Here is a 21,095-nt window from a genome sequence, read left to right as displayed (position 1 = left end):
GTAGACTCCCCCCTTTCCCCGCCACACACTCCATCATGCGAATGAACACTCTCGCCGCCGCGTGCACGCTGGCGGCGCTTGCCGGGTGCGCCTCGACCGGCCCCGCTGCTACCTCCCCGCGTCCCGCTGTTCCGGGACAAGCGAAAAACATCATCTTCTTCCTCGGCGACGGCATGGGCATCAACACCCTTACCGCTGCCCGCATCTACGCCGTCGGCGAAGACGGCGAGCTGGCGATCGACACGCTGCCCGAATCGGCCTTCGTGAAAACCTTCTCGAACGATGCCCAGGTGACCGACAGCGCCGCCTCGATGTCGGCCTACATGACCGGCGTGAAGCAGAACAATGGGGTGATTTCGATGTCGACCGAGACCCGCGCGATCGCGCCCACCAGCGAGGGCAAGCGCACGGTCAGCCGCTGTAACAATGGACGCGCGGTGCCGACGCTGGTTGAACTGGCGAAGGCGCGCGGCATGGCTGCCGGCGTCGTCACCACGACTAGCGTCACCGACGCCACGCCGGCCGCAACCTATGCCCATGTTTGCAGCCGCAGGCTCGAGCAAGACATCGCGGCTGCGCTGGTGCCGGGCGGCGCCGGCTATAACGCAGCGCTGGGCGCCAACGGCCTCGATCTGGTCTTTGGCGGCGGCGCCCAGCAATTCACGGCGCTGGAAGCAGGCGGCAAGCGCGCGGACGGGCGCAACCTGCTCGGCGAACTGCAGAATAAGGGCTGGCGCGTCGCGTCGAACACGGTCCAGCTGCAGGCGCTGGCGGCAAACAGCCAGCCGGCGATCGGCCTGTTCGCCCAGAACCACTTCACGTATGAAGCGGCGCGCGACCCGCTCAAACAGCCGCTGCTTTCCGAGATGACGGCGAAAGCGATCGACATCCTGGCCAACAACCCGAACGGCTTCTTCCTGATGGTCGAGGGCGGCCTGATCGACCATGCGCTGCACGCGACGCTGGCCAAGCGCGCGCTGCAGGAGACGGTCAGCTACAACGCGGCGATCAAGACCGCGCTCGACAAAATGCAGCAGCTCGATCCGGGCCTGAAGAACACGCTGATCGTCGCCACCGCCGACCACGATCACACGCTCCTGATCAACGGCTACTCGCCACGCACCGGGAAGACCACGCCGACGAATGCCGGCGTACTGGGCCTGGTGCGCGGCCTCCCGGACGGAAAAGTCCGCTTGGACAAGGACGGCGCGCCGTTCACGATCCTGGGCTTCGGCACCGGCGAGCACCGCATCCAGGGCAGCCGCAAGGACGTGAAACTCACCGACGAGATCGCCGCCGGCGACGACTATCACCAGGAAGCCGTGGTGCGTACGCGTGCCGGGGCCGAGACCCACGGCGGCGTCGACGTCTACCTGGGCGCGGCCGGCGCCAACGCGGAGCTGTTCCGCGGGACGATCGACAACACCCGCGTTTTCGACCTGATCAAGACCGCGGCGGGCCTGTGAGCCGAGCCGCCAGAAAGCATCCGATGACCCGACTTCCACTTCCCGCGCTGCTGCTGGCGGCGTGCTGCAGCCTGAATGCACAGGCGCAGAGCGCACCTGCCGCCAGGCTCGCTGCCAAGGCACCAGCCAAGAACATCATCTTCTTCCTCGGCGACGGCATGGGCCCGACCACGATCACGGCCGCGCGCATTTTCAAAGCCGGCGAAGACGGCCTGCTGGACTTCGAGCGCCTCGACCGCACCGCACGCGTCAAGACCTACTCGGCGGACGCGCAGGTGACCGACAGCGCGCCTTCGATGGGCGCCTACATGACCGGCGTGAAGATCAACAACGACGTCATTTCGCTGCAAGGTGCGAAACCGGTCGCGCCAGGCAAGGACGCCAACGGTAATGCGAGTATCGACCGCTGCGGCGCGGCCAACGGCACCTCGTCGATGACGATCCTGGAACTGGCCAAGTCCGCCGGCAAGTCGGTCGGCGCGGTCACGACCACGGAGCTGACGCACGCCACGCCCGCCTCGACCTTCTCGCACGTGTGCGACCGCGACATGGCCTACACCATCGCCCAGCAGGTCGTGCCGGGCGGCGCCGGTTTTAACGCGCGCCTGAAGGATGGCGTCGACGTGCTGATGGGAGGAGGGCGCAATCACTTCACGCCGTTCGACGCTAAGCGCAACCCGAAGGGCCGCGGCGACGGACGCGACCTGGTGGCCGAACTGGAAAAGCAGGGCTACTTCATCGCCAGCACGCGCGCCGACATGGCGTCGAGCCGTCCGGGCCAGAAGTTCCTCGGCCTCTACAGCGCCGAGAGCCACCTCGACTACGCGTCGAAACGCCGCCCCGAGCAGCCGACGCTGGCCGAGATGACCGCCAAGTCGATCGAGCTGCTGTCGGCCAATCCCAAAGGCTTCTTCCTGATGGTCGAAGGCGGCAGGATCGACCACGCGCTGCACGACACGAATGCGCGCAACGCGATGGTCGAGACGGTGGCGTTTGACGAGGCGATCCAGACAGCGGTGGAGCGCATGCGCGCCATCGATCCGGGACTGGACAACACCCTGATCGTCGTCACCGCCGACCACGACCACACGATGGTCATGAATGGCTACCCGAAGCGCGGCAACCCGGTGCTGGACATCGTGCGCGCTTATACGGATGGCGAACCAACCCGCGACGCCGACGGCAAGACGTTCACCACACTCGTCTTCGGCAACGGCCCGAACCGCCCGGACGTGCGCGCCGATGTCGACAGCGCCACGGCGCTGGCCGTGGACTATCACCAGGAGACCGGCGTGAAGTGGTCGAGCGAGTCGCACGGCGGCGGCGACGTCAAGCTGTACGCCGCAGGGGCAGGCTCGGCGCCGTTCCGCGGCACGATCGAGAACACGCACGTGTTCACGCTGCTGAAGGCGGCCTTCGGGTTGTAAGTCATCGGCGTCGGCGACCCCGACGCATTTACTTCACCGCAAAAAAAAAGCCCCGATCTTGCGAGCGGGGCTTTATAACATTCGGCCACGACAGCCGAGTATTCTTATTTCAAATGATTCGAAATGAGTTTGGTCATTTCGAACATCGAGACCTGTTCCTTGCCACCGAAGACGGCTTTCAGCTTGTCGTCGGCGTTGATCATCTGGCGGTTGTCTGCAGCTTGCAGGTCCGCTTTCTTGATGTATTCCCAGACTTTTTTCGTCACTTCGGTGCGTGGCAGTGGCTTGTCGCCGACCACTGCAGCCAGTTCAGCCGACGGCGTCAGTTCTTTCATGAACGCGGCGTTTGGCTTGCGCGCTGCGGCCGGTTTCTTGGCTGCTGCGGCTTTCGGTGCTGCTTCCTTGGCAGGAGCTGCTTCTTTTGCTGGAGCTGCTGCCTTCTTTGCTGCAGGCTTGGCCGCGGCGGCCGGCTTGGCGGCTGCCTTCTTTGCAGGCGCTGCTGGGGATTTCTTGGCTGTTGCCATCTTCGAGCCTCCTAATATGAGAAATTGCGCAATACATCGCACGGCTTATATTGGTGGCGTTTTACTGTTCCTGCAAGTCTTTTTCACCATTTTTTCACTCTGATAAGCCCAAAAAACAGGGTTTATACGCAACTCGTCCTCATAGAGTGAAAAACGCCCTAAAAACGCCCAAAAAAAATGCCGCGCCGGATAAAGCCGAGCGCAGCGTTTTAAGAGGACAAAAGGGTCCAGTAAGGTCACAGGACCCGTTAACGCATCCCGCCCGGCATCATGCCCTTCATCCCGCGCATCATTTTCATGAGGCCGCCGCCCTTCAGCTTTTTCATCATCGTCTGCATCTGGTCGTACTGATTGAGCATGCGGTTGACTTCCTGCACCTGCACGCCGGCGCCGGCGGCGATGCGGCGCTTGCGGTTCGCCTTGATCAGTTCCGGCTTGGCGCGCTCGAGCGGCGTCATCGAATCGATGATGCCGCACATGCGCTTGACCTGCTTCTCGGCCTGGTCCATGTTGGCGCCGGCCGCCGCTTGCTGGAATTGCGCCGGCAGTTTGTCCAGCAGGCCCGACATGCCGCCCATCTTCTTCATCTGCGACAGCTGCGCCTTGAAGTCGTTCATGTCGAAGCGCCCGCCAGCCTTGATCTTGTTGGCCATGTCGCTGGCGGCCTTTTCGTCGACGCCTTTACGGGCTTCTTCGACCAGCGCCATGATGTCGCCCATGCCCAGCACGCGGCTGGCCATGCGGGTCGGATCGAACGCTTCCAGGCCATCGAGCTTTTCCGACACGCCCGCGAACTTGATCGGTTTGCCGGTCACGTGACGCACCGACAGCGCCGCGCCGCCGCGCGAATCGCCATCGAGCTTGGTCAGCACGATACCGGTCAGCGGCAGCGCGTCGTTGAAGGCCTTGGCCGTGTTGATCGCATCCTGGCCCAGCATGGCGTCGACCACGAACAGGGTTTCGATCGGTTTCACGGCGCCGTGGATGGCGGCGATTTCCTGCATCATCGCTTCGTCGATACCGAGACGGCCGGCGGTGTCGATAATCAGGACGTCGTGGTAATGTTTCTTCGCCCAGTCCAGCGCGTTCAGTGCGATGTCGACCGGCTTGTCGGTCGAGGTGGATGGGAAGAAGTCGGCGCCGACTTGTTTTGTGACGGATTCGAGCTGGGCGATTGCGGCCGGACGGTAGACGTCGGCCGAGACGGTCAGCACCTTTTTCTTCTTCTGTTCCTTGAGGTACTTGGCGAGCTTGCCGACGGTCGTGGTCTTGCCGACACCTTGCAAGCCGGCCATCAGGATGATCGCCGGCGGCTGCTGCGCAAACGAGAGCTGGGTTGCTTCTGGACCGAGGTCGGCGCCCATCAGGGCGGCCAGCTCGCGCTGCACCACGCCAACCAGGGCCTGGCCCGGGCTGAGCGAGCCGATGACTTCTTCGCCCAGCGCTTTTTCCTTGACCTTGGCGATGAATTCGCGCACCGCCGGCAGGGCAACGTCGGCCTCGAGCAAGGCAAGGCGCACTTCGCGCAACATCTCGGAGGTATTCGCTTCGGTCAGACGGGCCTCGCCGCGCATCGTCTTGACGACCTTGGCAAGGCGTTGGGTAAGGTTATCTAGCATGTTCTACCTGACTATATAGATGGACGGCATTCGGAATCCGCCATTTTACCCTGCGCAAGAGAGCGCCGCCCGTCCATGCGGCGTTCATATCGTGAATTTTTGGCCGCAATCCTGCGTCTCGTCAAAAGCCAGCTTCGCTTTCTCTGACACATTCTGCAATCGCGGATCGTACTTTCCGGTCGGAATTATTTTTGTATAACGGAGAAATGGCATGACTAGCGTATTAGGCAAGACCCTGGCCGCAATCGCCCTGCTGGGCGCAACAAGCGCCGCAGCCCAGGAGCGCTCCACCGACGCGGTGGTGCGCCTCGGGAACCTGAAGCTGGCGCATTTCGGCGCCGTCTCGTACATCAAGGAAATCGCGCCGCGCTGCGGCATCCGGGTCGAGGAAAAGGTGTTCGCCAAGGGGCTGGACGTGATGCAGGCCATCATCGCGGGCGAACTGGACGTAGGCGCCACCGCCTCGGAAGCTGCGATCGCCGGCCGCGCCGGCGGCGCTCCGGTCGTGATCGTGGCCGGTTTTGCGAAGGGTGGGGCGCGCCTGGTCGCCCGATCCGACCTCAAGATGACAAGCGTCGCCCAGCTCAAGGGCAAGCGGATCGGCGTCACCCGCGGCGCGATCCAGGAAGTGCTGCTCATGGCCGAACTGCAGAAACACAAGATGACATCGAGCGCCGATCCCGGCAAGGACGTGCAGCTGGTGTTCCTCTCGTACGCCGACCTGAACGCGGCGCTGATCGGCAAGCAGATCGACGCCATGATGCAGTCCGAGCCGCAAGCCTCGCAGGCGATCAACAAGGGTTTTGGTGTCGAAGTGTTGAAGCCCTACGACACGCCGATCGGCTCTCCGGTGCGCACCATGGTCATGACCGAACAGTTCTACGGCACCCGGCGTCCGCTGGCCGAAAAATTCATGCGCTGCTTCGTCGAGGCGACCAAGACCTTCATCGCCAACCCGGCGCTGGCGTCGAAGTATGTGCGCGAGACGGTGTTCAAGGGTCAGATCAGCGTCGCCGACTTCGAGGATGCGATCGGGAATGCGCCGTATTCGTACGACGTCACGGCCGAGCACATCCAGGTCACGACCGACACCATGGCGAAAACCGGCGTCGGGCGCATGCGCCAGCCGCCCGTGGCGCGCGACTGGGTGCGCACCGACCTGCTGGCCTCGGCCAAGAAAAGCCTGAACGTCAACTGAATCGCCATTGCAGAAGGAGCGGACATGGAAAAACGGAACTGGCGCCAGGAATTGGGCGAGCGTGCAGTCGGCATGGTGGTGCCGCTGCTGGCGATCCTGATCTGGCAGGCGGTAGCGAGCGCCGGCCTGGTCAACCCCCAGGTGCTGCCGGCGCCCTACGACGTGGGGCGCAAGTGGGTGGAATATTTGCTGCCCCTGCAGCCCTTCGAAGGCAATGCCGGCGCCAGCTGGTGGTCCTGGGCCTTGTCGGGTGAGCTGATCGTCGACACGCTCACCAGCCTGTACCGGGTGGTGGTCGGGTTTGCCATCGGCGGCGCTCTGGCCCTGCCGCTCGGTCTCGCCATGGGCGCGATTCCCGCCGTGTATGCCTGGATGAATCCGCTGGTGCAGATCCTGCGCCCGATCCCGCCGATCGCCTACATTCCGCTGGCGATCCTGTGGTTCGGTCTCGGCAATCCGCCGGCCGTGTTCCTGATCGCGCTGGGCGCGTTTTTCCCGGTGCTGATGAACACGATCGCCGGAGTGCGCCAGGTCGACGGCATCTACCTGCGCGCGGCGCGCAGCCTCGGCGCTGGACCCGGCACGGTGTTCCTGCGCGTGATCCTGCCGGCCGCCGTGCCTTACATCCTGTCGGGCGTGCGGATCGGTATCGGCACCGCCTTCATCGTCGTCATCGTCTCCGAAATGATCGCGGTGAACAATGGGCTCGGTTTCCGCATCCTGGAAGCGCGCGAGTATTTTTGGTCCGACAAGATCATCGCCGGCATGATCACCATCGGCATGCTGGGCCTGGCGATCGACATCGGCATGAACCGTTTGAATAACTACCTGCTGCGCTGGCACCGGGGACTGGAGCACTGATGGAACCGCATATCCGCATTCAGAAAGTCAACAAGGTGTTCGAAAGTGGGCGCCGCAAGGTGGTGGCGCTGCAGGACATCGACCTCGACATCGCGCCGGGCCAGTTCACCTGCCTGCTCGGGCCCTCGGGCTGCGGCAAGTCGACTCTGCTGGGCGCGGTGGCCGGCTTCTCGCATCCCACCAGCGGCAGCATTCTCGTCAACGGTGCGCCGGTCGTGGGTCCCGGACCCGAACGCGGCATGGTGTTCCAGGAATATGCGCTCTTCCCCTGGATGACGGTCGAGAAGAACATCGCCTTCGGCCTCGAGATCAAGGGGCTGGCGAAGGCGCGCATCGGGGGCACGGTCGAGAAGCTGTTGCACATGCTGTCGCTGTCGGAATTCCGCACGCGCTATCCGAAGGACCTGTCCGGCGGCATGCGCCAGCGGGTGGCGATCGCGCGCGTGCTGGCGCTCGATTCGCCGATCATGCTGATGGACGAACCCTTCGGTGCGCTCGACGCGCTGACCCGGCGCAACCTGCAGGACGAGCTGCTGCGCATCTGGTTAGAAACAAAAAAGACGATCCTGTTCGTCACCCACAGCATCGAGGAAGCGATTTACCTGGCCGACCGCATCGTCGTGATGACCTACCGGCCCGGCACGGTCAAGCGCGACATCAGCGTCGATTTGCCGCGCCTGCGCGATCCCGCATCGCCCGCCTTCAATGACCTGAAACGGGAACTCGGCCACCTCGTGATGGAAGAGCAGCAGCGCCACCATACCGACGAGCGCCGCATGGCCGCCGTCGATTGACGCGAGCGCGCTCGGGGCGGGGCAGGGCCGCGCCTGCCGGGCTCCGATGGTGTAGACTCGGGTTATGCACAACACCCTCTTTTTTGCCGCGGCTTTGCTGTACGCGGCCTGCGCCCTGCTGCCGTTGCGCCAAGGCGCCGTCATCTCCGGCGTCACCGCGCTGGCCTGGGCGGTGCACGGCGTGGCCCTGTGGAGCGACGCCTTCGCGCCAAACGGCCTGCGCATCGGTTTTGCCATCATGCTCTCGGCCGCGCTCTGGGTATCGGTCGCTGCCTACTGGGTTGAGAACCGCAATTTCGCGCTCGACGGCCTGCGCCGCCTGGTCATGCCCTGCGCCTGCGCCGCCGCCCTGTTGCCGATGGTCTTTCCGGGTGCAGTCATGCCCCTGCAAAACCAGTCGAGCGCCTTCGGCTGGCATGTGGCCGTGGCCGTGCTGGCCTACAGCACGCTGACCATCGCCGCTTTCCACGCGGTGCTGATGGCCTTGCAGGAAACCCGCCTGCACGCGCGCGCGGTGCCGGCCGCAAGTGGCTGGTTCGGCGGCGCGCTCGACCAGCTGCCGGCGCTGCTGACCATGGAAAAGCTCCTGTTTCGCCTGATCTGGATCGGCTTCGTGCTGCTCACCCTGACCGTGCTGTCGGGGGTGGTGTTCTCGGAACAGCTGTTCGGCAAGGCGCTGCGCTGGGACCACAAAAACGTGTTCGCGCTGTTGTCCTGGATGCTGTTCGCGGCCCTCTTGGCCGGACGGCGCTGGCGCGGCTGGCGCGGCAAGACGGCGCTGCGCTTCACGCTGGCCGGTTTTGCCACGCTGGCGCTGGCCTATGTCGGCAGCCGTTTCGTGCTCGAAGTCGTGCTGCACCGGGGGATCGCATGAGCCGCGCCCTGTTCTGGATCGCCCTGGCCGTGCTGATCTGGTTTGCGGTGCGCGCGAAACTGCGCGCCGCCGCCCGCAAGCACCAGATGCATGTGCCGCCGCAAGGGCCGGAGGCCATGCCGCCCGCAGCCATCGAAAACATGACCAGCTGCGCCCACTGCGGCCTGCATTTCCCGGTTTCGGAAGCAGTCCACGCGGACGGGCGCGACTACTGCAGCCCGGGCCACGTGCGCCTGCCGCCCGGTCAGCCTTGAAAGCCGGCTGGCAAGTGCTGTCCACGCAGTCGCGCGCGACCTTCTGGCGTTCGCTGCAGGCACTGACCGTCACCCGCATCGTGATCGCGCTGGTGCTGCTGCTGTACCTCGCCTTCGACGTCCAGGGCGGGGGCGTGCGGGCCTTGCCCGCCTATGCGCTCACCTGCTTCATCTACCTTGGCGCCGCCATCTGTTTCAGCCTGCTGACGCTGTTCTGGCGGCGCCGCTTCACGCTCCAGTTGACGACCCAGATCGCGCTCGACCTGGCCGTAATCTCGCTGCTCTACCTGAGCGCCGGCGGTGTGCGCAGCGGCCTGGTCATCCTGTATCTGTTCCCGCTGGCAGGCGCCGCGATCCTGGCGCCGCTGGTGCCGGCCCTGTTCTCGGCCGCGCTCGCGACCCTGTTCATCCTCGCCGACGCCACCTGGCTAATGGTCACGCGCGACGGCGAACCGGCGCTGGTGCAGGCCGGGATGGCCGGCATCGCCTTTTTTGCCGTGGTCTGGCTGCTCAACCGGCTGGCGGCGCGCCTGATCGGCCAGCAAGAACTGGCGGCGCAACGCGGCGTCGACCTGCAGGTGCAGCAGGCGATCAACGAGATCGTGATCGCGGACGTCGGCGACGGCGTGCTGGTGGTCAGCATGGATGGGCGCATTCATACGGCCAATCCGGCGGCGCGGCGCATGCTCGGCATGGACGCGGCGGCTGGCTTGCAGCTTGACGCGTTGCCTGGACTGGAACCGGTGGCGCACGCGTTTGCCAGCTGGATGGGGGCAGGGAGTACTGCGGCGCCGACCCTGGCCGCGGTCGAGCCGGTGCCAAGCGAAGCCGGGCCGGATGGCGCGTATGTGATCCTGAAGCCCTACCAGGAAGTGGCGGTCGGCGAAGCCGGTCTGCGCGCGCGGCGCGACCAGCTGGCGCATTTGAAACTGCGCTTTGCGCGGGTAGCCGCCGGCGGCGGGACGCCTGCGCGCAGCGTCATCTTCCTGCAGGACGTGAGCGCCATCGAAAACCAGGCGCAGCAACTGAAACTGGCCTCGATGGGCCGCCTGACGGCGAGCATCGCGCACGAAGTTCGCAATCCCCTGTCCGCGATCGGCCACGCTACCGCCTTGTTGGCCGAAGACCTGCACGGCAAGGCCGAGGTGCGGCTGTTGAAAATCATCGGCGACAATGTGGCGCGCGTGAACCGCATGGTCGAGGACATCCTGCAGCTGTCGAGGAAGGCCCAGCCGTACGCCGAGCCGGTGCAGCTGGGGCCCTTCCTGTTCGAACTGAAAAACGAGTTTTGCGAAACCCAGGATTTGCCGGGCGAGGTAGTCTGGCTGGGCGGGGCCGGCGCGATCGAAGTGCGTTTCGATGCGCTGCACCTGCGCGAAGTGCTGGTCAATTTGCTCGGCAATGCGATCCGCTATGCCAGCCGCAAGCCATCGAGCATCCGCATCTGGCCCGAGCTCGATGCCTTCGGCACGCTGGAGCTGCACGTACAGGACGACGGCCCCGGCATCACGCCCGAAGTGCGGGCCCATTTGTTTGAACCCTTCTACACAACCTCGAGCAAGGGCACCGGCCTGGGGCTGTACCTGGCGCGCGAGCTATGCCTGAACAACGGCGCTAAACTCGATTACGAATCACGTTTCGACACCGCCGCGCTGGGGCCGCGCAAGGCCAGCGGCCGGTTCGTCATCACCTTCGCGCAAGAGAGAAATGTATGAGTTCACCCCGCATCCTGGTCGTCGACGACGAAGCCGACCTGCGCGAACTGCTCGAGATCACGCTCCTGAAAATGGGCCTGGACGTCGACTGCGCCGCCACGCTGCGCGAAGCGCGGCGGCACGTCGCGGACAACAGCTACGCCCTGGTGCTGACCGACATGCGCCTGCCGGACGGCCTGGGGCTGGAGTTGGTGCGCGAAGTGTCGAGCACGACGAAAACCCCGATCGCCGTCATTACGGCGTTTGGCAGCGCCGAGAACGCCGTGGTGGCGCTGAAAGCCGGCGCATTCGACTATGTGTCCAAGCCGGTGGTGCTGGACGAATTGCGCGTGATGGTGCGCTCGGCGCTGAAGTTGTCCGATGCCGGCGCGGGAAGTTCGGCTGAAGAGACCGGCTCGCGCCTGATCGGCAATTCGCAGGCGATGCAGGCGCTGCGCGCCCAGATCGACCGCCTGGCGCGCTCGATGGCGCCGATCGCGATCACTGGAGAATCGGGCGCCGGCAAGGAACTGGCTGCGCGCGAGATCCACGCCCGGAGTTCGCGCGCTTTGAAACCTTTCGTGGCCGTCAACTGTGGCGCGATTCCGGAAAACCTGATGGAGTCCGAATTCTTCGGCCACCGCAAGGGCGCTTTTACCGGGGCAGGGGAAGAGCGCGACGGCTTCTTCCAGGCGGCCAATGGCGGCACCCTGATGCTCGATGAAGTGGCGGACCTGCCGCTGGCGATGCAGGTTAAATTGCTGCGCGCGATCCAGGAGCGGCGCGTGCGCAAGATCGGCGCCACCAATGAGGAGCCGGTCGACGTGCGCATCATCAGCGCCACGCACAAGGATTTGGCCCGGTGCGTCGAGACTGGCATGTTTCGCCAGGATTTGTTCTATCGCCTGAACGTGATCGAACTGGCGCTGCCGCCGCTGCGCGAGAGACTGGATGATTTATCGGTGCTCACCAACGCCATCCTGGCGCGCCTGGCAGGACCGGGCGGCGCCTCGCTCGGACCGGGTGTGCTCGATGCCTTGCGTGCGTATTCCTTTCCCGGCAACGTGCGCGAACTGGAAAACGTGCTGGAGCGGGCACTGGCGTTTGCCAACGATGGCGTGATCCAGGTCGAGGATTTGTCGCTCAAGGCCGCACGCGTGGCAGAGACGGCGCGTGTTGAGCCGGCGCCCGTGCTCGCCGCGCCGGTGACGCCTGCGCCGGCTGCGCCGCTGCCGGTCGCCGCGCCCATTGCCGACGAGCCGGCAGCGCTCGGCCCCGCTTCCTTGCCGAGCAACCTGCCGGCTTACCTGGAGCAGGTCGAGCGCGACATCATCGGGCGCGCCCTGCAGCAAACCCAGTTCAACCGCACGAAGACCGCCAGCCTGCTCGGCATCAGCGTGCGCCAGTTGCGTTACCAGATGCAAAAGCTCGATATTCAAGCTCCGGAGAATTGAGTACTCCTCACCGGATGCGATGCAAGGCGGACGCTGCTTGCAGTGCGAGCACTGCAAGCAGTGGCCAACGCAGCAGCGCGCCGGTTATGGCAGCCAAAACTTCATATTTATTTCTTGGGGAGTACTCTAATGCCAAAACGCTTACGTTATATGGCCCTTGGGATCGCCCTCGTGGCTGCCTTCATGTGGATGAAGCACGAACGCGACGCCGACAACTGCCGCAAGGGCGGCGGACAGTGGGAAAGTTCGGCAAACACTTGTGCTCCAGCAACTCCTGCGACGGGTAGCCGGGCGGGTTGATCCACTCGGGTCGACACCCGACTTGTGGCATCTCAACAGTCAACTTGTCAAAAAGCGTTGCCTTTTCGCCAGTGCAAAATGGTGCGCACTGCACTGCGATTGGGCAGGGTCGCCGCACGCTGAACAAGCTTTAAGCAGCAGGTTAGTGCTCACTTACCGCCAGTGGCGCATTCGAGGTCCAACCACGCGATGTCAAGAGCCACACATATAAAAATCGCCTGATTTTGAAAATTTAATCACTTGCAGCTTGCGCCAGCGAAGTACTACAATTAGTCCATTGTCAAACAACGGCACTAGATCTAGTGGTAGCAGGCTCAAGTGTTCAAGACTTGGTGTGTAGCACGGGCAACAATAGTTCGGTGGCTCCATCGTTGATTCAAGCAAGTTAAATCCATCAGCAGCAACGTTGTCCAGCCTGTTTATTCGGGCTGGCCGGGGTTCGTTTTGCTTCGCATTTTTCGTTAATTCATAGGCGGCAGCCCGACTGCCCTTCCTGGAGGCCCCATGCATACTTCACAAGACATTTCCATCCACCCGCACGCGGCTCCAGGATCGGCCGGCGCGAATAACGCCGCCGAACTGGCCGCGCGCGCCGACTACCGCATCATCCGCCGCAACGGCGCCGTCGTCGCTTTTGAGCCGAACAAGATCTCGGTCGCGATGACCAAGGCCTTCCTGGCGGTCGCCGGCGGCCAGGGCGCCGCATCGGCCCGCATCCGCGAACTGGTGGAAGAGCTGACCAATAACGTGGTCGCCAACCTGATGCGCCGCCAGCCGAACGGCGGCACCTTCCACATCGAAGATGTGCAGGACCAGGTGGAACTGTCGCTGATGCGCTCGGGCGAACACGATGTCGCGCGCGCCTACGTGCTGTACCGCGCCAAGCAGATGGAAGAGCGCCGCCTGTCCAAGGAAGCCGCGGGCTTGACGCACGTGGCCGCGCCCCAGATCCACGTGATCGACAACGGCCAGCGCCTGCCGCTCGACATGGATGCCGTGCACGGCCTGGTGAACGCCGCCTGCGTCGGCCTGGAAAAGCACGTCGACGCCGAAGCGATCGTCGCCGAAACCCTGCGCAACCTGTACGACGGCGTGCCGGTCGAAGAGCTGCACAAGTCCGCCATCCTGGCCGCGCGCGCTCTGATGGAAACCGATCCGGCATACAGCCAGGTCACGGCCCGCATCCTGCTGCACACGATTCGTAAAGAAGTCTTCGGCAAGGAAGTCTCGCAGGCGAAAGCTGCCGCCGAATACCTCACCTACTTCCCGCAATACATCGCCAAGGGCATCGAGAACGAACTGCTCGACGCGGAACTCGGCAAGTACGACCTCGAGCGCCTGGCAAAGGCCATCGTCGCCGACCGCGACCTGCAATTCGGCTACATCGGCCTGCAGACCCTGTACGACCGCTATTTCCTGCACGTGCGCGAAACCCGCATCGAGATGCCGCAGGCCTTCTACATGCGCGTCGCGATGGGCCTGGCCCTGCGCGAAGCGGACCGCGAAGCGCGCGCCATCGAGTTCTACACGCTGCTGTCGAGTTTTGATTTCATGAGCTCGACCCCGACCCTGTTCAACTCGGGCACGCGCCGCTCGCAGTTGTCGTCGTGCTATCTGACCACCGTCGGCGACGACCTGGAAGGCATCTACGACGCTATTAAAGAAAACGCGCTGCTGTCGAAGTTCGCCGGCGGCCTCGGTAACGACTGGACCCCGGTGCGCGCGCTCGGTTCGCGCATCAAGGGCACCAACGGCAAGTCGCAGGGCGTGGTCCCCTTCCTGAAAGTGGTCAACGACACGGCCGTGGCCGTGAACCAGGGCGGCAAGCGCAAGGGCGCAGTCTGCGCCTACCTGGAAACCTGGCACATGGACATCGAGGAATTCCTCGACCTGCGCAAGAACACCGGCGACGACCGCCGCCGCACCCACGACATGAACACGGCGAACTGGATTCCCGACCTGTTCATGAAGCGCGTGATGGAAAAAGGTTACTGGACCCTGTTCACCCCGAGCGAGACGCCGGACCTGCACGACCTGGTCGGCAAGGCTTTTGAGGCCGCCTACACCGCGTACGAAGCGAAAGCCGAGCGCGGCGAAATGCTGGTCTTCAAAAAGATCGAAGCGCTCGACCTGTGGCGCAAGATGCTGTCGATGCTGTTCGAGACCGGCCACCCATGGATCACCTTCAAGGATCCATGCAACATTCGTTCGCCGCAGCAGCACATCGGCGTCGTGCACTCGTCGAACCTGTGCACCGAGATCACCCTGAACACCAGCGCCGACGAAATCGCGGTCTGCAACCTGGGCTCGATCAACATGCCGCAGCACATGAAGGGCGATGGCCTGGATCATGTCAAACTGCAGAAGACGATCCGCACCGCGATGCGCATGTTAGACAACGTCATCGATATCAACTACTACGCCGTCGAAAAGGCGCGTAATTCGAACCTGCGCCACCGCCCGGTTGGCATGGGCATCATGGGTCACCAGGACTGCCTGCACATGATGCGCGTGCCGTTCGCCTCGGACAAGGCGATCGAATTCGCCGACCGTTCGATGGAAGCCGTCTGCTATTTTGCCTACCTGGCCTCGACCGAGCTGGCCGAAGAGCGCGGCCGTTACGAGTCGTACGCCGGCTCGCTGTGGGACCGCGGCATCCTGCCGCAGGATTCGATCAAGCTGCTGGCCGAAGAACGCGGCGGCTATCTCGAGCAGGACACGAGCGAGTCGATGGACTGGAGCCTGGTGCGTAACCGCATCAAGGAGTTCGGCATGCGTAACTCGAACTGCGTGGCGATCGCCCCGACCGCGACGATCTCGAACATCATCGGCGTGTCGGCCTGCATCGAGCCGACCTTCCAGAACCTGTACGTGAAGTCGAACCTGTCGGGCGAATTCACCGAGATCAATGCGTATCTGGTGCGCGACCTGAAGGCACGCGACCTGTGGGACGAAGTCATGATCGCCGACCTGAAGTACTTCGACGGTTCGCTCTCGAAGATCGACCGCGTGCCGCAAGACCTGCGCGACATCTACGCCACCGCCTTCGAACTCGAGCCGAAGTGGCTGGTCGAGCAGGCATCGCGCCGCCAGAAGTGGATCGACCAGGCGCAGTCGCTGAATATCTACATGGCCGGCGCCTCGGGCAAGAAGCTCGATGAGACCTACAAGCTGGCCTGGCTGCGCGGCCTGAAGACGACCTACTACCTGCGCACCATCGCGGCGACGCATATGGAGAAGTCGACCACCCGCACCGGCGCGCTGAACGCGGTGTCGGTCTCGGGCGGCATGGTGGGTCACGCGGCGCCGGCGGCTGCGCCAGTTGCGCCTACTTCGGCTGCGGCCGCCGACGCGGATGGCGAGGCTTGCTACCTGCGTCCGGGCGATGCCGGTTTCGATGAGTGCGAAGCTTGCCAATAAGTCTTAATAATTGAAATGCACGCCCGGCCTTCGCGCCGGGCGCTGCCGCCACAGAATATAGAAGAGGAACTATCATGCTGTCATGGGACGATGAACCAACGAGCGCACCCGTCGTGCGCCCACCGCACGGCGCGGACCTGCCCGACACCGTCGACGCCGCCCTGGTCGCCAAGCGCGTCAACGCCGACGACAAGCGCATCATCAACGGTCAGACCGACGTCAACCAGCTGGTGCCATTCAAGTACAAGTGGGCATGGGACAAATACCTGGCCGGCTGCGCGAACCACTGGATGCCGCAGGAAGTGAACATGCAGCGCGATATCGAGCTCTGGAAGAGCCCGAACGGCCTGAGCGAGGACGAGCGCCGCCTGGTCAAGCGCAACCTGGGCTTTTTTGTGACCGCCGACTCGCTCGCCGCGAACAACATCGTGCTGGGCACCTACCGCCACATCACAGCCCCGGAATGCCGCCAGTACCTGCTGCGCCAGGCTTTTGAGGAGGCGATCCACACCCACGCCTACCAGTACATCGTCGAGTCGCTCGGTCTGGACGAGCAGGAAATCTTCAACGCGTACAACGAAGTGGCCTCGATCCATGACAAGGATCAATTCCTGATCCCCTTCATCAATACGCTGACCGACCCGAAATTCGAGACCGGCACCCTGGAAAACGACCAGAAGCTTCTGAAATCGATCATCGTCTTCGCCTGCCTGATGGAAGGCCTGTTCTTCTACGTCGGCTTCACCCAGATCCTGGCGTTGGGCCGTCAGAACAAGATGACCGGCGCCGCCGAGCAGTACCAGTACATCCTGCGCGACGAGTCGATGCACGTGAACTTCGGCATCGACCTGATCAACACGATCAAGATGGAAAACCCGCTGCTGTGGACCCCGGAATTCCGCGACGAGATCAAGGCGCTGTTCCTGGAAGCGGTCGAACTTGAATACCGCTACGCCGAAGACACCATGCCACGCGGCGTGCTGGGCCTGAACGCCCCGATGTTCAAGGGCTACCTGCGCTTCATCGCGAATCGTCGCGCGGTGCAGATCGGCCTCGATCCGCTGTTCCCGGCCGAAGAGAATCCATTCCCGTGGATGAGCGAGATGATCGATCTGAAGAAGGAACGGAATTTCTTCGAGACGCGCGTGACGGAGTATCAGACGGGTGGGGCCTTGAACTGGGATTGACCCCAAGCCGTTCCACAGAGACGTCACGAAGCCCGATGAGAAATCATCGGGCTTTTTTCATGAAAGAGTGTCCGGCACATATGCTGCTTCACATGGTCAAAGCAGATATCGAGGAAGGCGCTGCCATTAAAGCGCGCCTGATGGAATCAGGCGCGCTTTGAAACGAAGCGAGTCAGTCGGGTGCCTGGTTCCGTCATGAGACTTGTTGTAGTCTAGTGAAGAAACGAATTTACTCGTGCGCGGGTTGCGGAGTGACAAGGTTTTCGTGTACTTTACGTGATTGAATTTGTCAAAACGTGAACATGGATTTTTTCGCATGCTTACGGGCAAAGTAAACCGAACAAATAAGAAGGCCTCGAGAGCCGATGCGGGCGCAGGAAGGTGGAGCGAAGCGCGTGGTTCGAGACTTTCATAATGGGACGCTGATCAAACCAGCATGCACATAAGCGTAACGAAAAGAACAAGCCGCACTGCCTGATCGTGTTCAGGCATGGCGGCTTTTTCTTTTCGTGCTCGTAAGGGCAGCGATGTGAAAGCGCATCTGAGTAATGGGTGAGTGTCCCGACGTCGTTGGCTGAAGCGCTGCAATTGTGAGGAGTTGCAGCAGTTCAGCTGGTGCCGGATTCATTGGCAGTAACCGAACGGTTTATGCCGATGAATAACCCGCCTGGCCATCCGGACGGACGGGTTTCAACCTTGTAGCGTATTTTCTCGTCGCAGAGAAGGAGAACGAAATGGCAACAGCCGCTAAGAAACCAGCAGCAAAACCGGCAGCGAAGTCTGCCGCAGCAGAGAAACCAGCCGCCAAGTCGGCAGCCAAGAGCGCAGCGAAGGGGACGTCTGCGAAGACGTCCGCCAAAGCCGCTGCCAAGCCGGCGGCAAAGCCTGCAGCGAAAGCTGCACCGAAAGCTGCACCGAAGGCTGCGGCGAAACCGGCTGCGAAGCCAGCCGCCAAGGCTGCATCGAAGGCGCCGGCAAAAGCTGCTGCCAAGCCGGCAGCAAAAGCCGCGTCGAAGGCACCGGCCAAAACCGCAGCGAAGGCTGCTACCAAGCCAGCTGCAAAGAAAGCTGTCGCCAAGCCAGCGGCTAAACCAGCTGCAAAGAAAGGGACGTCTGCAAAGACGTCCGCCAAGCCAGCCGCTAAGCCAGCTGGCAAGAAGACAGTCGCCAAGCCAGTAGCGAAAGCAGCCGCAAGCAAGTCGGCAGCCAAGCCGGCAGCGAAGAAAACCGCAGCCGCCAAGCCAGCCGCCAAGAGCGCAGCGAAGTCGGCTGCCAAGCCAGTAGCAAAAGCTGCCGCCAAATCGGCAGCCAAGCCAGTGGCAAAGAAATCTGCGGCCGCCAAGCCGGCAGCGAAATCGGCAGCCAAGCCAGTCGCCAAGAGCGCAGCGAAGTCCGCCGCCAAGCCAGTAGCAAAAGCCGCGGCGACCAAGTCGGCAGCAAAGGGGACGTCCACCAAGGCAGCAGGCAAGAGCGCCGCCAAGGCACCAGCCAAGAGCGCCGCCAAGGTACCGGCCAAGTCGGCAGCCAAGACCCCAGCCAAGGCACCGGCCAAGTCGGCAGCCAAGACCCCAGCCAAGTCGGCCTCGAAAGGCCCGGCAAAAGCACCGGCCAAGACTGCAGCCAAGAGCGCCGCCAAGGCACCAGCGAAGACGGCAGGCAAGGCGCCGGCCAAGTCCCCTGCCAAGAGCGCAGCCAAGGCACCGGCAAAAGCCGCTGCCAAGAGTGCCACGAAGGCGCCGGCCAAGTCAGCCGCCAAGACTGCCACCCCAGCACCAGCCAAGGCTGCTGCTACCAAGCCCGCCGCTAAACCAGCAGCGACCAAGACCACCACGCAAGCACCGGCCAAAACCGCAGCTCCAGTTGCGGCTAAGGGGACGTCTGCGAAGACGTCCGCGACCAAGCCAGCAGCCAAGCCAGCCGTGACGGCAGCGCCGAAATCTGCAGCCGAAACCAAGCCTGCAGCCAAGTCCGAAGCCAAGCCCGAAGCCGCAAAAGCCGAAGCCAAGCCGGAAGCTGCGAAAGCCGAAGCCAAGCCTGAAGCGATGAAGGCCGAAGCGAAGCCGGAAGCGAAGAGCGACAGCAAGGCCGACGCCAAACCGGAAGCGACGGCAGCGGCACCAGCTGCAGCAGCAAAGGCGGAAACCAAGCCGGAAGCGGCAGCCAGGCCAGCGGCCAGGAAAGCGGCTGCCGCCAAGAAGCCTGCCAAGGAAGCCGAAGCCAAGCCTGCGCAAGCAGCAGACGACAAGCCAGCCGCACCTGCAGCAGGCGCCAAGACCGTGCTGTCACCGGCGGCCGCATGGCCGTTCCCGACCAGCAGCCGTCCGTAACACCAAGTCGGGCCCGCTTAGGGCAAAATACCGCTGTGTGAACCCCTCACACAGCGGTTTTTTTTATCTCAAGGAGTTGTCGTGCCCATTCTTCAGTTGATCGTCGATACCATTGCCACTGTGTTGGGGGCAGTGCTCCTGTTGCGTTTCTGGATGCAGGCCATCCGCGTGCGTCCGCCAGCCTCGGTGGCGCAGTTCACCTTCACGCTGAGCGACTGGCTGGTGAAGCCCCTGCGCCGCATCGTGCCGGGGGCGGGCGGCTACGACTGGGCAAGCCTGGTCGGCGCCTTCCTGGTGGTGCTGCTGGCGACATCGATCCTGTTCATCATCGGAGCGTCGGTCGAACAGGTGCTGCTGGTGGCGTTGGCGCGCTTCGTGAAGTGGATCATCTACGGCTTCATCGCGCTCCTGATCATCGAAGCGATCTTCAGCTGGGTCAATCCGCATGCGCCGCTGGCGCCGTTCGTACATGCGCTGAACGATCCGCTGCTGCGGCCGATCCGCAAGGTGGTGCCGCCGATTGGGGGGCTGGATTTGTCGGTGCTGGTGGCGGTGCTGTTGCTGCAGATTGCGTTGTATCTGCTGAGGATGGTGGTGCCGATCTAGTTGATTGGACGAATGTGAAAATGGGCAGCCTCGGCTGCCCATTTTTTTAGTGCATCACGACCAACGGCCATGTTCAGCGTGCGTACCGCGTGGACTCAAGAGTCCACGCTACGGATAGACGACGCTCCTGTCGCAGGCCGAGATCAGGTTACTTGAAGCGGTAGCCGAAGGCGGCTTCGAACTTGTCGGCGATTTCTTGTGGAGTAAAACTGTGGTTCTGGCCGCCCTGGTGGGCGATCTTGATGGAGCCGAGCAGGCTCGCGAGGCGGCCGGTCGTGTTCCAGTCGTAGCCTTGCGCGATGCCGAACAGCAGGCCGGCGCGGTAGGCGTCGCCGCAGCCGGTCGGGTCGACCACGAGCGCTGCCGGTACCGGCGGGATGTCGTGACGCTCGCCTCCCGCGTAAATCTCGGAACCCTTTTCGCCGCGTGTGACGATCAGCGCGTCCAGGCGCGATGCGATCTGGTCCAGGCTCAAGCCGGTGCGGTCCATGACCATTTCGAATTCGTAGTCGTTCGCGGCCAGGTAAGTGGCCTGCTCGATGAAGGTGAGCAGTTCTTCGCCGCTGAACATCGGCAGCTGCTGGCCCGGATCGAACATGAAGGGCACGCCCTGGGCGGCGCAGTCACGCGCGTGCTGCAGCATGCCGTCGCGCCCGTCCGGAGCGATGATCGCCACGCGCAGCGGCCCCTGGTCGGCGACCTTGTTCTCGTGCGAGAACTGCATCGCGCCCGGGTGGAAGGCGTTGATCTGGTTGTTGTCCTGGTCGGCCGTCACGAAACACTGCGCCGTGTAGGCGTCTCCAATGGTCTTGATGGCGCGGGTCTTGATGCCGAAATTGCGCAGGCGCTCGAGATAGTCGGCGCCGTCCTGGCCGAGGGTCGCCATGATCAGCGGATCGCCGCCAAGTAGATTGAGGTTGTAGGCGATGTTCGCCGCGCAGCCGCCGTATTCGGTGCGCAGCGTCGGCACCAGGAAGGAGACGTTCACCCGGTGCAGCTGGTCGGCCAGCAGGGTTTCGGCGAAGCGGCCGTGGTATTGCATGATCTTGTCGAATGCGAGCGAGCCGCAGATCAGGGTAGCTTGGGTCAT

17 protein-coding genes are annotated in these 21,095 nt (G+C 63.3%); 13 read left to right on the top strand and 4 right to left on the bottom strand.

The features are described 5' to 3' along the window. The first annotated feature begins 35 nt into the window (after nt 1–35). Both ACHAC9_RS04740 and ACHAC9_RS04735 read left to right on the top strand, forming a co-directional pair. Nucleotides 36–1,466, top strand: a complete 1,431-nt coding sequence (locus ACHAC9_RS04740; protein WP_435757649.1) for an alkaline phosphatase — start codon at nt 36–38, stop codon at nt 1,464–1,466. Between the two features lie 23 nt (nt 1,467–1,489). After that, complete coding sequence (locus tag ACHAC9_RS04735; RefSeq protein WP_435757647.1) at nt 1,490–2,893, top strand: alkaline phosphatase; 1,404 nt, start codon at nt 1,490–1,492, stop codon at nt 2,891–2,893. 104 nt (nt 2,894–2,997) lie between these two features. Here ACHAC9_RS04735 and ACHAC9_RS04730 read toward each other — a convergent pair whose 3' ends face one another. Continuing rightward, on the bottom strand, nt 2,998–3,417 hold the full coding sequence (locus tag ACHAC9_RS04730) for an SWIB/MDM2 domain-containing protein (RefSeq protein WP_435757645.1): 420 nt from the start codon (nt 3,415–3,417) through the stop codon (nt 2,998–3,000). Nucleotides 3,418–3,665: 248 nt separating this feature from the next. Further along, nucleotides 3,666–5,036, bottom strand: coding sequence for a signal recognition particle protein (gene ffh / locus ACHAC9_RS04725; protein WP_435757643.1), 1,371 nt, complete (start codon nt 5,034–5,036; stop codon nt 3,666–3,668). Nucleotides 5,037–5,247: 211 nt separating this feature from the next. Between ffh and ACHAC9_RS04720 the strand changes: the two genes are divergently transcribed. From ACHAC9_RS04720 to ACHAC9_RS04680, 9 genes are all read left to right on the top strand, one after another. After that, nucleotides 5,248–6,234, top strand: a complete 987-nt coding sequence (locus tag ACHAC9_RS04720; protein WP_435757641.1) for an ABC transporter substrate-binding protein — start codon at nt 5,248–5,250, stop codon at nt 6,232–6,234. 72 nt (nt 6,235–6,306) lie between these two features. Then, the gene (locus ACHAC9_RS04715) at nt 6,307–7,095 is read left to right on the top strand and encodes an ABC transporter permease (RefSeq protein WP_435758089.1); all 789 of its coding nucleotides are present in this window, start codon (nt 6,307–6,309) and stop codon (nt 7,093–7,095) included. Then, the gene (locus tag ACHAC9_RS04710) at nt 7,095–7,889 is read left to right on the top strand and encodes an ABC transporter ATP-binding protein (RefSeq protein WP_435757639.1); all 795 of its coding nucleotides are present in this window, start codon (nt 7,095–7,097) and stop codon (nt 7,887–7,889) included. The genes ACHAC9_RS04715 and ACHAC9_RS04710 overlap by 1 nt, the downstream gene beginning before the upstream one ends. Before the next feature lie 64 nt (nt 7,890–7,953). Further along, a complete protein-coding gene (locus ACHAC9_RS04705) occupies nt 7,954–8,763 on the top strand; it encodes a cytochrome C assembly family protein (RefSeq protein WP_435757637.1) in 810 nt (269 codons plus the stop codon). Beyond that, nucleotides 8,760–9,017 (top strand): PP0621 family protein, encoded by a 258-nt coding sequence (locus ACHAC9_RS04700; protein ID WP_435757636.1) that lies wholly within the window; start codon nt 8,760–8,762, stop codon nt 9,015–9,017. The genes ACHAC9_RS04705 and ACHAC9_RS04700 overlap by 4 nt, the downstream gene beginning before the upstream one ends. Beyond that, a complete protein-coding gene (locus ACHAC9_RS04695) occupies nt 9,014–10,732 on the top strand; it encodes a sensor histidine kinase (protein WP_435757634.1) in 1,719 nt (572 codons plus the stop codon). The genes ACHAC9_RS04700 and ACHAC9_RS04695 overlap by 4 nt, the downstream gene beginning before the upstream one ends. Further along, entirely contained in the window at nt 10,729–12,165 is a 1,437-nt protein-coding gene (locus tag ACHAC9_RS04690; RefSeq protein ID WP_435757632.1) for a sigma-54-dependent transcriptional regulator, read from the top strand. The genes ACHAC9_RS04695 and ACHAC9_RS04690 overlap by 4 nt, the downstream gene beginning before the upstream one ends. A gap of 804 nt (nt 12,166–12,969) precedes the next feature. Then, nucleotides 12,970–15,885: a ribonucleoside-diphosphate reductase subunit alpha gene (locus tag ACHAC9_RS04685; RefSeq protein ID WP_435757630.1), complete on the top strand. Its 2,916-nt coding sequence runs from the start codon at nt 12,970–12,972 to the stop codon at nt 15,883–15,885. A gap of 74 nt (nt 15,886–15,959) precedes the next feature. Continuing rightward, nucleotides 15,960–17,072 carry a ribonucleotide-diphosphate reductase subunit beta gene (locus tag ACHAC9_RS04680; protein WP_435757628.1) on the top strand — a complete coding sequence of 371 codons (1,113 nt, stop codon included), beginning with the start codon at nt 15,960–15,962 and terminating at the stop codon, nt 17,070–17,072. A gap of 646 nt (nt 17,073–17,718) precedes the next feature. Here ACHAC9_RS04680 and ACHAC9_RS04675 read toward each other — a convergent pair. Continuing rightward, the gene (locus tag ACHAC9_RS04675; RefSeq protein WP_435757626.1) at nt 17,719–18,414 is read right to left on the bottom strand and encodes a hypothetical protein; all 696 of its coding nucleotides are present in this window, start codon (nt 18,412–18,414) and stop codon (nt 17,719–17,721) included. On the opposite strand from ACHAC9_RS04675, the gene ACHAC9_RS04670 reads away from it, so the two are divergent. Together ACHAC9_RS04670 and ACHAC9_RS04665 are read left to right on the top strand one after the other, a co-directional pair. Further along, nucleotides 18,389–19,399 (top strand): transcriptional regulator, encoded by a 1,011-nt coding sequence (locus ACHAC9_RS04670; protein WP_435757624.1) that lies wholly within the window; start codon nt 18,389–18,391, stop codon nt 19,397–19,399. The two genes, ACHAC9_RS04675 and ACHAC9_RS04670, sit on opposite strands and share 26 nt — an antisense overlap. A gap of 81 nt (nt 19,400–19,480) precedes the next feature. Next, entirely contained in the window at nt 19,481–20,005 is a 525-nt protein-coding gene (locus tag ACHAC9_RS04665) for a YggT family protein (RefSeq protein WP_435757622.1), read from the top strand. A 148-nt stretch (nt 20,006–20,153) separates the two neighbouring features. On the opposite strand, the gene ACHAC9_RS04660 is transcribed toward ACHAC9_RS04665, so the two are convergent. Further along, nucleotides 20,154–21,095 (bottom strand): carbohydrate kinase family protein, encoded by a 942-nt coding sequence (locus tag ACHAC9_RS04660; protein WP_435757620.1) that lies wholly within the window; start codon nt 21,093–21,095, stop codon nt 20,154–20,156.

Origin of the sequence: Massilia sp. CMS3.1 (assembly GCF_051262535.1) — a bacterium.
Lineage (GTDB): Bacteria > Pseudomonadota > Gammaproteobacteria > Burkholderiales > Burkholderiaceae_D > Telluria.
Note: the sequence above shows the minus strand (reverse complement) of the source record. Positions and strands in the feature narration are given on the sequence as shown.

Coding starts and splice junctions, on each gene's coding strand:
- ACHAC9_RS04740 (WP_435757649.1), top strand. CDS start 36: ATGCGAATGAACACTCTCGCCGCCGCGTGCACGCTGGCGGCGCTTGCC.
- ACHAC9_RS04735 (WP_435757647.1), top strand. CDS start 1,490: ATGACCCGACTTCCACTTCCCGCGCTGCTGCTGGCGGCGTGCTGCAGC.
- ACHAC9_RS04730 (WP_435757645.1), bottom strand. CDS start 3,417: ATGGCAACAGCCAAGAAATCCCCAGCAGCGCCTGCAAAGAAGGCAGCC.
- ffh (WP_435757643.1), bottom strand. CDS start 5,036: ATGCTAGATAACCTTACCCAACGCCTTGCCAAGGTCGTCAAGACGATG.
- ACHAC9_RS04720 (WP_435757641.1), top strand. CDS start 5,248: ATGACTAGCGTATTAGGCAAGACCCTGGCCGCAATCGCCCTGCTGGGC.
- ACHAC9_RS04715 (WP_435758089.1), top strand. CDS start 6,307: ATGGTGGTGCCGCTGCTGGCGATCCTGATCTGGCAGGCGGTAGCGAGC.
- ACHAC9_RS04710 (WP_435757639.1), top strand. CDS start 7,095: ATGGAACCGCATATCCGCATTCAGAAAGTCAACAAGGTGTTCGAAAGT.
- ACHAC9_RS04705 (WP_435757637.1), top strand. CDS start 7,954: ATGCACAACACCCTCTTTTTTGCCGCGGCTTTGCTGTACGCGGCCTGC.
- ACHAC9_RS04700 (WP_435757636.1), top strand. CDS start 8,760: ATGAGCCGCGCCCTGTTCTGGATCGCCCTGGCCGTGCTGATCTGGTTT.
- ACHAC9_RS04690 (WP_435757632.1), top strand. CDS start 10,729: ATGAGTTCACCCCGCATCCTGGTCGTCGACGACGAAGCCGACCTGCGC.
- ACHAC9_RS04685 (WP_435757630.1), top strand. CDS start 12,970: ATGCATACTTCACAAGACATTTCCATCCACCCGCACGCGGCTCCAGGA.
- ACHAC9_RS04680 (WP_435757628.1), top strand. CDS start 15,960: ATGCTGTCATGGGACGATGAACCAACGAGCGCACCCGTCGTGCGCCCA.
- ACHAC9_RS04660 (WP_435757620.1), bottom strand. CDS start 21,095: ATGACCCAAGCTACCCTGATCTGCGGCTCGCTCGCATTCGACAAGATC.